Source organism: Nostoc sp. PCC 7524 (assembly GCF_000316645.1).
Classification (GTDB): Bacteria; Cyanobacteriota; Cyanobacteriia; order Cyanobacteriales; family Nostocaceae; genus Trichormus.
On sequence record NC_019684.1, the window covers coordinates 3,572,091 to 3,587,237 of the forward strand.

13 protein-coding genes and 1 pseudogene are annotated in these 15,147 nt (G+C 41.3%); 8 read left to right on the top strand and 6 right to left on the bottom strand.

Annotated features, from left to right (window positions below):
• The first annotated feature begins 894 nt into the window (after nt 1–894).
• From groES to NOS7524_RS14360, 5 genes are all read left to right on the top strand, one after another.
• The gene (gene groES / locus NOS7524_RS14340) at nt 895–1,206 is read left to right on the top strand and encodes a co-chaperone GroES (RefSeq protein ID WP_015139196.1); all 312 of its coding nucleotides are present in this window, start codon (nt 895–897) and stop codon (nt 1,204–1,206) included.
• A gap of 98 nt (nt 1,207–1,304) precedes the next feature.
• Nucleotides 1,305–2,942 carry a chaperonin GroEL gene (gene groL / locus NOS7524_RS14345; RefSeq protein WP_015139197.1) on the top strand — a complete coding sequence of 546 codons (1,638 nt, stop codon included), beginning with the start codon at nt 1,305–1,307 and terminating at the stop codon, nt 2,940–2,942.
• 143 nt (nt 2,943–3,085) lie between these two features.
• Complete coding sequence (locus NOS7524_RS14350) at nt 3,086–3,373, top strand: hypothetical protein (protein WP_015139198.1); 288 nt, start codon at nt 3,086–3,088, stop codon at nt 3,371–3,373.
• Complete coding sequence (locus tag NOS7524_RS14355; protein ID WP_015139199.1) at nt 3,374–3,778, top strand: PIN domain-containing protein; 405 nt, start codon at nt 3,374–3,376, stop codon at nt 3,776–3,778.
• Between the two features lie 155 nt (nt 3,779–3,933).
• Nucleotides 3,934–4,752: a DUF4351 domain-containing protein gene (locus NOS7524_RS14360; RefSeq protein WP_015139200.1), complete on the top strand. Its 819-nt coding sequence runs from the start codon at nt 3,934–3,936 to the stop codon at nt 4,750–4,752.
• A 106-nt stretch (nt 4,753–4,858) separates the two neighbouring features.
• Here the strand turns inward: NOS7524_RS14360 and NOS7524_RS31195 are convergent.
• The 4 genes and pseudogenes from NOS7524_RS31195 to uvrB form a co-directional block, all read right to left on the bottom strand.
• Nucleotides 4,859–4,936 (bottom strand): annotated as a pseudogene (locus NOS7524_RS31195) (UvrB/UvrC motif-containing protein); the annotation flags it as partial.
• A gap of 35 nt (nt 4,937–4,971) precedes the next feature.
• On the bottom strand, nt 4,972–5,499 hold the full coding sequence (locus NOS7524_RS14365; RefSeq protein ID WP_015139201.1) for a hypothetical protein: 528 nt from the start codon (nt 5,497–5,499) through the stop codon (nt 4,972–4,974).
• 26 nt (nt 5,500–5,525) lie between these two features.
• The gene (locus tag NOS7524_RS28735) at nt 5,526–5,972 is read right to left on the bottom strand and encodes a hypothetical protein (protein WP_015139202.1); all 447 of its coding nucleotides are present in this window, start codon (nt 5,970–5,972) and stop codon (nt 5,526–5,528) included.
• Between the two features lie 48 nt (nt 5,973–6,020).
• Complete coding sequence (uvrB, locus tag NOS7524_RS14375) at nt 6,021–8,018, bottom strand: excinuclease ABC subunit UvrB (protein WP_015139203.1); 1,998 nt, start codon at nt 8,016–8,018, stop codon at nt 6,021–6,023.
• 276 nt (nt 8,019–8,294) lie between these two features.
• Here uvrB and NOS7524_RS14380 point away from each other — a divergent pair, with 276 nt between their 5' ends.
• A complete protein-coding gene (locus tag NOS7524_RS14380) occupies nt 8,295–9,941 on the top strand; it encodes a tetratricopeptide repeat protein (RefSeq protein WP_015139204.1) in 1,647 nt (548 codons plus the stop codon).
• Nucleotides 9,942–9,970: 29 nt separating this feature from the next.
• Here the strand turns inward: NOS7524_RS14380 and NOS7524_RS14385 are convergent, their stop codons facing one another.
• Both NOS7524_RS14385 and NOS7524_RS14390 read right to left on the bottom strand, forming a co-directional pair.
• Nucleotides 9,971–10,393, bottom strand: coding sequence for a hypothetical protein (locus NOS7524_RS14385; RefSeq protein ID WP_015139205.1), 423 nt, complete (start codon nt 10,391–10,393; stop codon nt 9,971–9,973).
• Between the two features lie 260 nt (nt 10,394–10,653).
• On the bottom strand, nt 10,654–12,291 hold the full coding sequence (locus tag NOS7524_RS14390; RefSeq protein WP_015139206.1) for a CTP synthase: 1,638 nt from the start codon (nt 12,289–12,291) through the stop codon (nt 10,654–10,656).
• Nucleotides 12,292–12,537: 246 nt separating this feature from the next.
• Between NOS7524_RS14390 and NOS7524_RS14395 the strand changes: the two genes are divergently transcribed.
• Nucleotides 12,538–14,316: an N-acetylmuramoyl-L-alanine amidase gene (locus tag NOS7524_RS14395; RefSeq protein WP_015139207.1), complete on the top strand. Its 1,779-nt coding sequence runs from the start codon at nt 12,538–12,540 to the stop codon at nt 14,314–14,316.
• A 135-nt stretch (nt 14,317–14,451) separates the two neighbouring features.
• On the top strand, nt 14,452–15,141 hold the full coding sequence (locus tag NOS7524_RS14400) for an N-acetylmuramoyl-L-alanine amidase family protein (RefSeq protein WP_015139208.1): 690 nt from the start codon (nt 14,452–14,454) through the stop codon (nt 15,139–15,141).
• Nucleotides 15,142–15,147 lie beyond the last annotated feature (6 nt).

A 15,147-nucleotide genomic window follows, 5' to 3' on the forward strand; every position in this document is an offset into this window, starting at 1 on the left:
TGAAGTCTCAAAAGTGTTTGTCACTTTTATCAGACCGCTAGCTCTTTGGCATTATTCCAGTAAGGATACGTAGAGCAGTAGTATTTATAATGCGCTATTATATATCCCTTTGAAAGTAGCGGGTAAAAAAAACACTGATTAAATAATAATCTTTCTAGTTCACGAGTCAGTATCGGCTTCAGATGACCCTAGTTGTAAAACAACCCGCGCTTTCATTGGCTGACTACTCTACAATACCCTACGGATATTCAGCCTAGATTCATATGTTCACCAGCAAGTTAGGGAGTTGTCGGCAAAGGATGGGTTAAAAACGCTGATTCTTCAACCACCATTATGCCTATCAAGTGTTCTTGGATGATCCGCTCAATAACCTCCGGGTTTGCTTGGCGATACCAGACACTATCCGGGTAGACAACTATTATCTATCTATAACAACAAACTCGCAAGCAAAAAACTTTAATTTTGTTGCTCTAGATCACTGTATTGTTACTCATTGAGCGGCTCTCTGATTACTGTTCTATAACAATTTCCCCACTTTGCAAATAAAGTTGACCATATAAAAATATTCGTAACTTATGGAAAAGAACCCGAAAAATACTAATAATTAAGCATTTGTACTTACGCAATTCACGGGATGTGTATATACGAGGACTCAAAATGGGGAATAGGGAATAGGGAGTAGGGAATGGGGGATAAACAGTAGATATTTTTTCTGCTGTGTCTACCTCATCCTCCCCATTTTCGCCTACTTTCCCCACTCACCACTCACTACTCCCTACTCCCTTCCCTACCTAGTTCGGAAACCCGTACACCCTGCATTATTGCCATTGTCGGTTGCTCTTCGCTAAATTAGCACTCAGGAGTTGAGAGTGCTAACTCTGGAGAAATTGAAATATGGCAGCTGTATCTTTAAGCGTATCTACAGTTAAACCTTTAGGCGATCGCGTTTTCGTGAAAGTGAGCGCCTCGGAAGAAAAGACCGCAGGTGGTCTGTATTTACCCGACACCGCTAAGGAAAAACCCCAAGTAGGGGAAGTAGTCGCCCTTGGCCCTGGCAAGCGTAACGACGACGGTAGCCGTCAAGAATTAGAAATCAAAATTGGCGATAAAGTGTTGTACTCCAAGTACGCTGGCACTGACATCAAGCTCGGAACTGAAGAATACGTACTGCTGTCTGAAAAAGATATTTTAGCAGTCGTTGGCTAATGGGTGGTTCGGGTCACGACACATCATGCCCCATACCCCATGCCCAAATCAATTATTCAAAACCAAATTGACTGACAATTCCTGAGATTGAGACACCTATGGCAAAGCGCATTATCTACAACGAAAACGCCCGTCGCGCCCTTGAGCGTGGTATTGACATTCTAGCTGAGGCTGTAGCTGTTACCCTTGGCCCCAAAGGTCGGAACGTAGTATTAGAAAAGAAATTTGGTGCGCCTCAAATCGTTAACGACGGTGTAACCATCGCTAAAGAAATCGAATTAGAAGATCATATTGAAAACACTGGCGTTTCTTTGATTCGCCAAGCTGCTTCTAAAACCAACGATGCAGCAGGTGATGGTACAACCACCGCTACCGTTTTGGCTCATGCCATTGTGAAAGAAGGTTTGCGGAACGTAGCCGCAGGTGCTAACGCCATCCTGTTGAAGCGCGGTATTGATAAAGCTACCAACTTCTTGGTAGAGAGAATTAAAGAACACGCTCGTCCTGTAGAAGATTCTAAGGCGATCGCGCAAGTTGGTGCAATTTCTGCCGGTAACGACGATGAAGTCGGTCAGATGATTGCCCAAGCAATGGACAAAGTAGGTAAAGAAGGTGTAATTTCCCTAGAAGAAGGGAAGTCCATGACCACCGAATTGGAAATCACCGAAGGGATGCGCTTTGATAAAGGCTACATCTCTCCTTACTTTGCCACCGATGCAGAACGGATGGAAGCGATTTTTGATGATCCTTACATCCTGCTCACCGACAAGAAAATTGCTCTGGTACAAGATTTAGTACCTGTTCTTGAGCAAGTTGCCCGTCAAGGTAAACCCCTGGTTATCATTGCTGAAGATATTGAAAAAGAAGCTTTGGCAACCTTGGTTGTTAACCGTTTGCGTGGTGTGCTGAATGTAGCGGCTGTAAAAGCTCCTGGATTTGGCGATCGCCGCAAAGCTATGCTAGAAGATATCTCCGTTCTCACCGGCGGTCAAGTGATCACTGAAGATGCTGGTCTGAAACTGGAAAACACCAAGATAGATGGACTGGGTAGAGCGCGTCGCATCACCATTACCAAAGACAGCACTACAATTGTTGCTGAAGGTAACGAAGCTGGCGTTAAAGCCCGTTGCGAACAAATCCGTCGTCAAATGGAAGAAACTGAATCTTCCTACGACAAAGAAAAACTCCAAGAGCGTTTGGCTAAATTGTCTGGTGGTGTAGCTGTAGTGAAAGTTGGTGCAGCTACCGAAACCGAAATGAAAGACAAGAAACTGCGCTTAGAAGATGCTATCAACGCTACCAAAGCTGCTGTAGAAGAAGGTATCGTTCCTGGTGGTGGTACAACCTTAGCTCACCTCGCTCCTGAGTTGGAAACTTGGGCTAACGGCAACCTCACTGGTGAAGAATTGACCGGTGCTTTAATTGTGGCTCGTGCATTACCCGCACCTCTGAAGAGAATTGCTGAAAACGCAGGTCAGAACGGTGCTGTAATTGCTGAACGCGTGAAAGAGAAAGAATTCAACGTTGGCTTCAACGCTGCTAGCAACGAATTTGTAGATATGTTCGGTGCTGGTATTGTTGACCCCGCGAAAGTAACACGTTCTGCTCTGCAAAATGCTGCTTCTATCGCTGGTATGGTGTTGACAACCGAGTGCATCGTTGTTGACAAGCCTGAACCCAAGGATGCTGCTCCTGCTGCTGGTGGTGGCATGGGTGGCGGTGACTTCGATTACTAATACTCTATAGTCGCCTCATAAAAAACAGCTGCTTCCTTTTTGGAGGTGGCTGTTTTTTTGTCAATTTCTACATTTTCAGAGAAATTGTAGCTGCTAACATAGGATTTAGATTACTCAACAACTTATTTTGAGGAAATTTAACTATGACTCTAATTAACTATCAATCCAATTCTCAAAAATTAACCGAAATCGTCAAAACTTTAATTGACAATAATACTCTTTATCAAGAAAACTTAGATAAACAGGAAATGATAGAAGTAATTAACCGTACTTTTGACCCTGCTGCTGTTCCTGATTTGGAAAGTATCTCTGAGGAGGAATTAACCAAACGGATTAAGAGAATTTTGTCTTTACATTTAGTATCAGGAATGCTAAATGATTTGACTCCAGAGCAAATGCAACTTTTTGATGAATCTGTAAAACGGGGTTAGATGGGTTATTTATTAGATACTAATATTGTTTCAGCTTCACTAAAACAGAATGTCAAAATCAACTTAAAGTTGCAAGAGGTAAGTAGTTTAGATATAGACATTTTGATTAGCGGCATAACTTACTATGAAATTCAAAGAGGACTTTTGAGGAGCAATGCCACTAAGAAACTAGCTTTATTTCAACAATTTTGCCAAGATTATCCCATTTTATTCTTAGATGATATTAGGATTTTTCAAAAAGCCTCAGAAATTCATGCTGATTTAACAAACAGAGGTCAAATTATTCAGGATGCTGATATTTTGATAGCTGGTACCGCTATCATTCATAATTTAATTTTAGTTTCTCACGATTCTGATTTAATTAGAGTTAAAGGTTTACAGTTAGAAAATTGGTTAATTTCTTAGGTTAAACGCATTTTGGTAAATATAAACACATTATTCATACATCAAATACAGTATTAACACTGTTTTTTTATTAAGCTTTTATTCATACAAATAAGTACAACAATCAATATTCCGATAAAGTAGAGACTATTGTTGAGTAGGAAGCGAAATCAAGTTTGAGTTACGATAACGCTTGTAAGTATTTAGCTGAACAGTATCCAGAGGAGTTTGTGCGTTGGCTACTGGGGGTAGATGCACAACAAATTGAAGTATTAAAAACTGAACTTACCCTTGAACCGATTCGTGCTGATTCTGTGACATTTTTACGCACAGCAAACAGGATTTTACATATTGAATTTCAAACCTTAGCAACATCTAATCCGCCGCTTAATTTCCGAATGCTTGATTATTCCGTGAGGTTAAAGCGTCAATATCGCTATTCTGTAGCGCAGGTGGTGATATTTTTGCAAGAAACGACTAACGAAGTGGCGTTTACAGAGGAATATCGAGACGACACAACTATTCACCGCTATCAGGTTATTCGTCTGTGGGAACAAGATTCAGCATTATTTTTGGATAATCCTGCTCTATTACCTCTAGCAACTTTAACCCGAACTAACTCACCATTAGGGTTGCTTTCCCAAGTGGCTGAACAAGTCGCTACAATTTCTGATAGGGAACAAAGACAAAATATTGCTGGTTGTACAGAAATTCTTGCAGGTTTGCGGTTTGAAAAGGATTTGATTCGCCAATTATTACGGGAGGATATTATGCGCGAGTCTGTAATTTATCAAGATATTCTGCAAAAAGGAATAAAACAAGGTGAAGAAAGTTTAATATTACGTATGCTGAATCGGCGTTTTGGTGAAATAGGCGTGTCATTAATTGAAAAAATTAGAGGATTATCTGCTGAACAGTTAGAAGATTTAGGAGAAGCTTTGTTTGATTTTTCTGATGTTGCTGATTTAGAAGTTTGGTTAAACCAGCACAATTAGTCATCTGATGTGTTACGGCTAATTTCTCCAAGGAAAACGCTCAACTCCTGAAATAGCCGTAACACACCCTACTTAATATTTACGATTTTGTTACGAGTATCAAACTTTAGTGTCCTAGTATTTTATCGCGTAATTGTTTGATGCGATCGCGCAATTTTACAGCCTCTTCAAATTCTAAGTATTTGTGCAAAAATCAAATAGCAATTCTATAGCTAAAATTCAACTTACAAACAAAAGTTCATCTAGTTTACGTTTTAATTCTGGAGATGCCATTAACGGATTATAAACTTCTCCCTTGTAGGGTTGCCAAACATAACCAGAACTAAATGGTCGAAAAACTGGTAATGTTTCTACTTCCTGCTCAATTGTTTTCGACAGGACTAATCCTGGGATAGCTAAATTAGGCAAGTCTTCAATCAGTTCGCTATAAGTCCTAAATTCGTCAACTTCCACACCGACTAAAGCATAACGAAATGGAGGAGCGAGGCGTAGATTTTGATAGAGTAAGATACCTAATTCTGTCATTAAATAAGCACTTTCAGGTTTATCTATTCCCACTTCACTAATATTATTGGGATAAACCCGACACCACCAATTTTCTTCTATATCTTGAAAAGTGTCTGCACGACATAGGCATGGGCTACCATTTGAGAGTATTAATGTTTGCCCTATAAAATGTTGAGAAAATTCATGAGCATTGCTTTCTTCAGAGCCACACTCTGCTGATAAACTAAATAGCCATGCCATGCCTGTAGCCTCCTAGTGTTATGGTTTTAATCAATTCTTTTCCAATGGTTTTGGGTGTTTGCTAAGGCTAGCTCGTACTTTTCTAGTAACATTGTAACTCTTGGCAAAATGCTGATGTGAGTTGGGCTATCCTGAATAGCTTGTAAATCTCCGGTAATATTACTGTCATCAACTTGCCACAGGGGATCTTTTCCTGTTCCCCCAAATTTGGCAGGTTTACGAAATGCCGGTAAAGCTTCAATGGAGAGTGAAACTGACATTCCCTTTGTATCTCTGATGGCGACAGTAACAAGCTCTCCTTGAAACTTACGTTCTGACTCTGCTAACAAATAGCCTTGCTCATCCAAATAGCCTACGGGCATTTGCTCAATATTAATATCAATGCCAGGTCTAACTCCTAATAGTCTGGCACTCCGACCTATTTTGGGCTTGCCTTTTTGCTCCGCCATGCCTCGATAGTAGAGTTTTGCCATTAGCTAATGTGAGAAGAGTCCAGATAGCATGAAGTGAAATATCAAACTTTAGTGTCCTAGCATTTTATCGCGTAATTGTTTGATGCGATCGCGCAATTTTGCCGCCTCTTCAAATTTTAGTTTTTTCGCAGCTTCTTTCATTTGGGTTTCTAGTTGGGTAATCAATTCGGGTATCTGTTCTAAAGGTAATTCTCCGATATTTTCCTCAACAGTTTTTAAATCGGCTGCATTTAATCTTCTAGAAATATCTAGGAACGATAAAATCGCATTACTTGATTTTTTGACAATCGGTTGAGGTGTTATTCCGTGCATCTTGTTATATGCCATTTGAATCCCGCGTCTTCTGTCAGTTTCTTCAATGGCTTTAATCATGCTGTCTGTTAAATTATCAGCATACAAAATCGCTTGTCCCCGGATGTGACGAGCGGCTCTACCTATGGTTTGAATTAAGGAACGTTCAGCACGCAAAAACCCTTCTTTATCTGCATCTAAAATTGCCACTAAAGAGACTTCTGGTAAGTCTAAACCTTCCCGTAATAAGTTCACACCTACCAATACATCAAAGTTACCATCGCGCAAATCTTGTAATATCTCAATGCGCTCAATAGAATTAATCTCTGAATGTAAATAACGCACGCGAATACTATGGTCTTGCAGATACTCTGTTAAGTCTTCTGCCATACGTTTAGTTAAGGTAGTAATCAGTACCCGTTCTTGACGGTCAACTCTATCTTTAATTTCTCCCAACAAATCATCAATTTGTCCCTCTGTCGGACGCACAAAAATCTCTGGGTCAATTACCCCAGTCGGTCTAATGACTTGCTCAACTATTCTATCTTCGGAAATTTCTAATTCCCAATTTCCTGGAGTGGCGGAAACGAAAATACATTGATTAACTTTCGTCCAAAATTCCTCAGCTTTTAAAGGACGATTATCCGCCGCACTCGGAAGCCTAAATCCGTGTTCAATTAACACTTTTTTCCGAGCTTGGTCGCCGTTATACATACCGCGAATTTGCGGGACTGTGACGTGAGATTCATCTATTACTAAGAGCCAATCTTTAGGAAAATAATCAATTAAACACTCTGGTGGTTCTCCAGCTTGTCTTCCTGCTAGGTGACGGGAATAATTCTCTACGCCGTTGCAGTAACCAACTTCACGCAACATTTCTAAGTCATAGCGTGTACGCTGGTCTATACGTTGTGCTTCTACTAACTTACCAGTTTCTTCTAGTTCAGCTTTGCGCTGTTTTAATTCGGCTGCAATGTCTTCGCAAGCTTTTTCTAAACGTTCCTCTGGGGTGACAAAGTGACGTGCTGGGTAAATATTCACAGCTTGCAAACTTTGGATAATTTCACCCGTTACCGGGTCAATATAGCGAATTGCGTCAATTTCATCACCAAAGAATTCCACCCGAATAATTCTATCTTCGTAGGCGGGGCCGATTTCTAAAACATCACCCCGGACACGGAAACGTCCCCTTCCCATTTCGATGTCGTTGCGGGTGTACTGGACTGAAGTCAAATCCCGCAAAATCTGACGCTGGTTAACTTCCATCCCGATTTGCATGGGAATTGCTGCTTTCAGGTACTCTGAAGGGATTCCCAAACCGTAGATACAGCTAATTGATGCTACAACAATGACATCACGCCGTTCAAATAGCGATCGCGTCGCGGAATGGCGTAACATATCAATCTCATCGTTAATTGCCGCCGTTTTCTCAATGTATGTGTCGGTAACGGGAATATACGCTTCCGGCTGATAGTAGTCGTAGTAGCTGACGAAATACTCAACGGCGTTTTTGGGGAAGAACTCCCGCAACTCATTACAAAGTTGTGCAGCTAGGGTTTTGTTATGCGCCAATACTAAAGTCGGCTTACCCACCTTCTCAATGACTGCTGCTATGGAAAATGTCTTACCTGTTCCCGTTGCTCCTAGTAAAGTTTGATAACGGTTGTTAGCTTCAATGCTAGCAGCTAACTGCGCGATCGCTCGCGGTTGATCACCTGTGGGACTAAAGGGAGCTTGCAGACAAAATTCTGACATACATCTGTACTAAGAAAAACCCTATATTATGGTAGCGAGATTATGCTTTTACGGGATCTGGAAAACCTCTCTCTAAATCTCTCTCCTACAAGGAGAGAGACTTTGAATGTTCCCCCTTCCCGATGCGGGAAGGGGGTTAGGGGGTTAGGTTTGCGTGGGTTTTTCCACATAGCGCGAAAAGTCAGCTCTTCCTTGCCGTCCCCTACTTCTTAAGAGCTTTACTCTCACCTAAAATCTGAATAAAATAATCTCATCCCCAGACTCGCATAATTATAGATGGACTGGATTACGCTCCTGCGATCGCTACAGTCTGATTTTATTCACAGGTTATCATCGGGTTGTCTTCTGCATTGCGAAACAGAAGGTCAATATAGTGAGTTAACAGTTATCTCCGGTGAGAGGTTAAAAGCATTACGGGATTTTTGCTGGCAAATGGCTGAGAAATATAAGCGGGTTTCGCCAGTGCGTGATGTTTTTATTAGCTATCTCAAAGGTAAGTTGGGTGAGGAAGTTGTTAAAGAACGTTTAGCTGATTTGATTACAGAAGTAGATTATGAAAAGCGATTTGGTGGCGATGGCAAGATTGATTTTACTTTAACTGCTGACTCTTCTATTGGTATTGAAGTCAAATCACGCCACGGTAGAATTGAGCGTGTGAGATGGTCTATTAGTGCGGAAGAAGTGGAAAAAAATGCTGTTGTTGCTTGTATTTTTATTCAGGAAGAAGTTAATGAAGCACAATCGGCATATCATTTATTGTTGGCTGGATTTCTGCCGACTCGCATGATTAAATTAAAAACTGGAAAAATATCTTTTGGTATAGAGCAATTGCTTTATGGTGGTGGCTTAAGGTGCTATCTAGAACAGTTACAAGCGTCAAATAATCATCATCAAACTAGGCAATTTATGCCAATTTATCAATATCAAAATTCGTCATTATTACCATCTGAGCCAAATCAAGAGCAGTTATTAAAACCTGCTATATCTCGTCCAAATAACAATCATGTTTCCAGTTATAAACAAGATGAACAACTAAATTTGGATTATACAAAACTGGGTGATGAATATTTTTCTAAAGGTGAATACACAGTATCTATTAATCACTATAATCAAGCCTTAAAACTTAATATCAATGATAGTGAACTGTATTATAAACGGGGTTTAGCTTATTATCAAATTGGGAATTACGAAGCAGCGATCGCAGATTATTCTCAGGTAATTAAAATTAATCTTCATGATGCTAAAGCTTACCATAAACGGGGTTTAGCTTTATCGCAATTAGGAGCGTATGAAGCAGCAATTGATGATTATACCGAATCTATTAGATTGAATCCTCATGCTGCTGTAGCTTATAAACACCGTGCCGAAGTACGTTCTTATCTAGGAGATAATCAAGGAGCAATTGAGGACTATACCCAAGCCATAAAAATTAATCCTCAGTATGCAGATACCTATAAAAATCGTGGGATTGCTCGTTATATTTTAGGAACTCAGCCGGGATTTACACAAGCAATTCAGCTTAATCCCAATGATGCGAATGCTTATAAAAATCGCGGTAATGCTCGTGCAGATATTGGTGATTATGCAGGAGCAATAGAGGATTATACGCAAGCAATCCAGATTAATCCCTATCTAGCTGATGCTTATTATAACCGGGGAAATGCCCGTTATGATTTAGGTGATAATGAGGGAGCAATTGATGATTATACTCAAGCCATCCAAGTTAATCCTAATTATGCCGATGCCTATTACAATCGGGGCAATATTTATGCTGAACTGAAAAATCAGCCAGATGCGATCGCAGATTTTCAAACAGCAGCAGATATCTATCGCCAAGAAGGTAAATTAGCAGCACTACAAGATACCAAAGACCGAATTTTAGAATTAGAAATAGTCGAATCTATAGATATCTTAAATTTTTAATATTTTGATTCAAAACTATTGCCTATTGCCTAAGAAAAATTATAACCCGTAGTTTTCTGCACGTACTGCAAAACCTTTTCATAGGAATCTGGATTGCTGACGGGGTTAATCACAATGGGAATAGTCCCATCAGGCAACCAAAAAGTGATTCTGCCATTAGATTCCTGACAAAATGAACTAATACAATTAAGGTTAATTACATATTCATTTCTTTCATACAGAATTTTTACCCAATAGGCACTCTCTACTTCAAAGTCAGTAACTTTCTCTAAATAATCTAGAATTTTTTGATAATCTTCTAGATTATTTTGAGGATTAATGACAATAGGAATGGCACTATCAGGCAACCAAAAGGTAACTCTGCCGTTTTTTTCATAACAAAAAGCATTCACGCGGTCAAAATTGATCACATATTCTTTCCTCTCATAAAAAAGTTTTACCCAGTACGCCACAACATCTCCTCAAGTCCCAAGTTCATGATTGATGTTTACCCTGTATGTTAAGAAATCTGCTGATTTCATGAGTGATACCAATTCACCAAAATTATGAAACAAATTCAAATTCTCAAACCCTGTGAAAATCTGGATTCCTTAATTTTGAATGTTGAATTGGTGTGAGTGTTGTTGTTGTTTGTTGATGGAAAATTCCAAAAATGGATGGTGAATATGGTAGATGCCCTTGCCTGGGAAACCTGTAGGGGATGGTAAATGGTTTAAGATACCTCTACGGGTGTCTGGATGTTAGCAGTGGGATGATTACGAGCGATCGCAGCCTGCATAAAGCCTTTAAATAAAGGATGGGGGTTGCTAGGACGAGATTGAAACTCTGGATGGAATTGACATGCAATAAAAAATGGGTGTTGCGGTAATTCTACAATCTCTACTAACCGTCCGTCAGGCGAGGTTCCACTGATCACATAGCCAGAATCTAACAATAACTGACGATATGTGTTATTAAACTCGTAGCGATGGCGGTGTCGTTCATCAACTACTTCTGCTTGATAAAGTTGATATGCCAAGCTATTGGGGAGAATATGGCAAGGATAAACACCCAAGCGCATGGTTCCACCTAAATCGACAATATCTTGTTGATCTGGCAACAGGTTAATAACTGGGTACTTAGTAGATGGATCAAATTCTGCGCTGTTAGCACCTGTTAAACCACCGACATTTCTCGCCCATTCAATCACAGAACATTGCATTCCTAAGCATAAACCGAGGAAAGGAATTTGGCGATCGCGGGCATATTTAATGGCGGCAATTTTGCCATCTACCCCACGAGTTCCAAAGCCTCCGGGTACAAGTACGCCATCTACACCCGCCAGATATTCTTCTGCGGGTTGGGTTTCCAAATCTTCGGAATTCACCCACCGTAGGCGTAAATCCCCGTGAGTGGCAAATGCGGCATGACGCAGCGCCTCAACTACCGACAAATAGGCATCACTTAACCTGACATATTTACCGACAATGGCGATTTCTACAGTGTGCTTAGGACTGTATAAACGTTCTACCATTGTTTGCCATTTTTCTAGATTGGGCTGGCGTTGTTCCATCTGCAACAAGTCTAGGGCTTGTTGTGCTAGTCCTTCCCGTTCTAGAATCAGTGGGACTTCATAGATACTGCTAGCATCTTGGGCAGTGATGACACAGCCTACAGGGACATCACAGAATTCTGACATTTTTTGCTTTAACCCGACAGGGATCGGGCGATCGCTCCGACAGACTAAAATATCTGGTTGAATGCCAATTGATCTGAGTTCCTTTACCGAGTGCTGTGTCGGCTTGGTTTTCATTTCCCCCGCCGAAGCAATGTAAGGTACTAGAGTCACGTGCATATACAGCACATTTTGCCGCCCTACCTCTTTGCGTAACTGGCGAATAGCTTCCAAAAATGGTAGTGACTCAATATCGCCGACAGTACCACCAATTTCTGTAATCACTACAGACGGATTTGTTTCTTTCGCCACTAACAAAATCCGTTCTTTGATTTCATTAGTAATGTGGGGAATTACCTGTACTGTGCCACCATTGTAGTCACCCCGGCGTTCTCTGGTAATCACTGCTTGATAAATTGAGCCAGTGGTGACGCTGTTGAGCCGTGACATCAATGTATCGGTAAAGCGTTCGTAATGTCCCAAGTCTAAATCGGTTTCTGCACCATCTTGGGTAACAAACACTTCCCCATGTTGAAAAGGACTCATTGTTCCTGGATCAACATTAATATAAGGGTCAAGCTTTAAAATTGACACCGAATAATTTCGTGATTTGAGTAAACGGCCTAGACTTGCTGCTACAATGCCTTTGCCAATACTGGAAACCACACCTCCAGTTACAAAGATAAACTTAGTCATAGTAGTTTGAATTGCAATCAACTGCTAAAAATACCTTCCAAAAAGACATTCCGTCATTGTGCCACAGTCATACCAATTCAAAATTCAAAATAGCCTTTGCTTCGCAACGCTAGCGCGAAGGGCAAGACTTGCGCCTACAAAATTCAAAAATCAGAAATCCATAGTTTACAAGGGTTTCTGAATTTGAATCTGTTGCAGAATTTTCGTGGATTGGTGTGATATAGCAAATTCTTCTGTGATCCTGCTGTGAAAAAACTCCTAGTACCAGTAATATTAAGCTGCTTTATCACCTCCTCTGTCGCTTTGGCTCAACCAACACCATCGCTGAAAGTTGTTTATCCCCAAACCAATCACCAGACAAGTGCGGAAAAAATCTTCTTTATTGGCACCGCACCACCCAATGGACAAGTTCTCATTAATGGTACGCCAATTAACCGCAGTCGATCTGGCCATTTTGCACCAAGTTTCCCATTAAAGTTGGGAGAAAATATTTTTGAAATACGTCACCAAAATCAAGTGCTTCAGATTCGGGTGACAAGAATTAGCACTCAGCCTGAGATACCACAGGGGTTAGCTTTTGCTCAAGGTTCTCTGACTCCATCTGCTGATATTGCCAGACTACCGGGAGAACTAATTTGTTTTAGCGCAGTTGCACCCCCAAACGCCAGTGTCTCTGTGAAATTAGCGAATCAAACTGTGGCACTTTTGCCGCAACCGCAACAAGCTCAACTACCAAGTAATTTGGCAGCTTTGACAGGGCGTAATCAACCCACTACCCAGTCTAGCGTGGGTAAGTATGAGGGTTGCACTTCTGGTGTTGTCGTCGCGGATATCAAACAAGAGGTAGATTTGGGACAACCCCAGTTTCAACTAACGCTTAATGGTCAGAAGATAACTCAACCAGGAACTGGTAAAATTACTATCCTCTCACCTGCTCAGTTACCAGTAGCTGAAGTCACAGCAGATGCAGGTGTAGCTCGTACTGGCCCTAGTACCGATTATTCTCGACTGACTCCACTGCCCAAGGGAACAAGAGCCAGTGTTACAGGAAGGGAAGGTGAATGGTTACGTCTAGACTATGGTGGCTGGATTAATAGTAAAGAAACCCGCACTCTTCCAGGAGCGATTCCGCCACGCTCAATCATTCGCAGTGTTGGATATCGAAGGCTTCCCGGTGCTACAGAGATGGTTTTCCCTCTACAAACTCCTGTACCTGTGAGTGTGCAGCAAGGTGAGCAAACTTTGAGCCTCACACTCTACAACACCACTGCCCAAACTGATATTATTCGCCTGGATGATGACCCCTTAATTTCTCGCCTGGATTGGCAACAGGTAGCTCCAGGACAGGTACAATACACCTTCAACCTCAAAAAAGCTCAACAGTGGGGATATAAGCTGAGATACGACGGTACAACCCTGGTTTTAACTTTACGCCATGCGCCTGTTATCAAGCAGAATAGGCAAAAGTTCTTATCTGGTATCAAGATTCTACTAGATCCTGGTCATGGTGGTAAAGAATCTGGTGCAGCTGGACCAACTGGATATTTAGAAAAAGATGTGAATTTAGTTGTTTCTAAGCTGTTGCGGGATGAATTAGTCAAGCTGGGGGCAACGGTAGTAATGACAAGGGAGACAGATCAGGAAGTCTCTCTGCCAGAGCGTCAAGCAATTATCAATCGAGAAGAGCCTGCGATCGCCCTTTCCATCCATTACAACGCCTTACCCGACGCTGGCGATGCGGAAAATACGAAGGGCGTAGGTATGTTTTGGTATCATCCCCAAGCCCATAATCTGGCTATATTTATGCAAAACTATCTAGTAACAAAACTCGGTAGACCTTCCTACGGTGTATTTTGGAATAACTTAGCACTGACACGCCCAGCCGCCGCCCCCTCAGTATTATTAGAGTTGGGTTTTATGATTAATCCCAATGAATTTGAGTGGATAGCAGATCCCCAAGAACAGCAAAAGTTAGCCAAAGCTTTAGCTGACGGAATTGTCGCGTGGTTTCAAAGTCGTTCTTAGGGGACATAGGTGACAGGTGACAGGTGACAGGTGATAGCTAGTAGGGTGCGTCAGTCAGATTAACTCTTGACGTAGTAGGGATTTACTCGTACTGACGCAACCTTGTATATTGAGAGAAGTAGTAGGGGAATTGAGGTGAAATTCACATCACTACTGATAGGATTAACAGTTTTAAATTTTCTAGTAACTTCTAACGCAACTTGGGCGCAAGATAAAACCCTGAATCTGGCTGACTCATCTGTAATTTCCCACAGACAATACAAGCCTTTATCTGGACTCAAAATTGCACTTAACGCTGGACATGGTGGTGCAGAATTGGGTGCAGCTGGGCCAACTGGTTATTTAGCAAAAGACTTGAATTTGCAAGTAACCAAGTTATTGCGAGATGAGTTAGTGCAGCGAGGTGCAACTGTAGTGATGATCAGGGAATATGATCGAGACTTATCACTTGCAGAACGCCAGAAAATTATAGATCAAGAAGCACCTGCGATCGCTCTTACTTTTCACTATCGATTTCTTCCAGATGATGGTGATGCGGAAAATACCAGAGGTGTCAGTAGCTATTGGTATCATCCCCAAGCCCATAGTCTAGCTGTCTTACTACACAACCGTCTAGTTAATGATTTGGGTAGGCCTTCTTATGGTTTGTATTGGCAGAGTTTAGCACTCACACGCCCCCATACTGCACCATCAGTATTATTAGAGTTAGGTTTTATGAGCAACCCTGACGACTTTGAAGAGGCGACAAATCCCCAGGAACAGAAAAAGTTAGTCAAAACTTTAGCAGAGGGTATTACTGAGTGGTTTAGAAGCATTAAACCTTAAAATGCA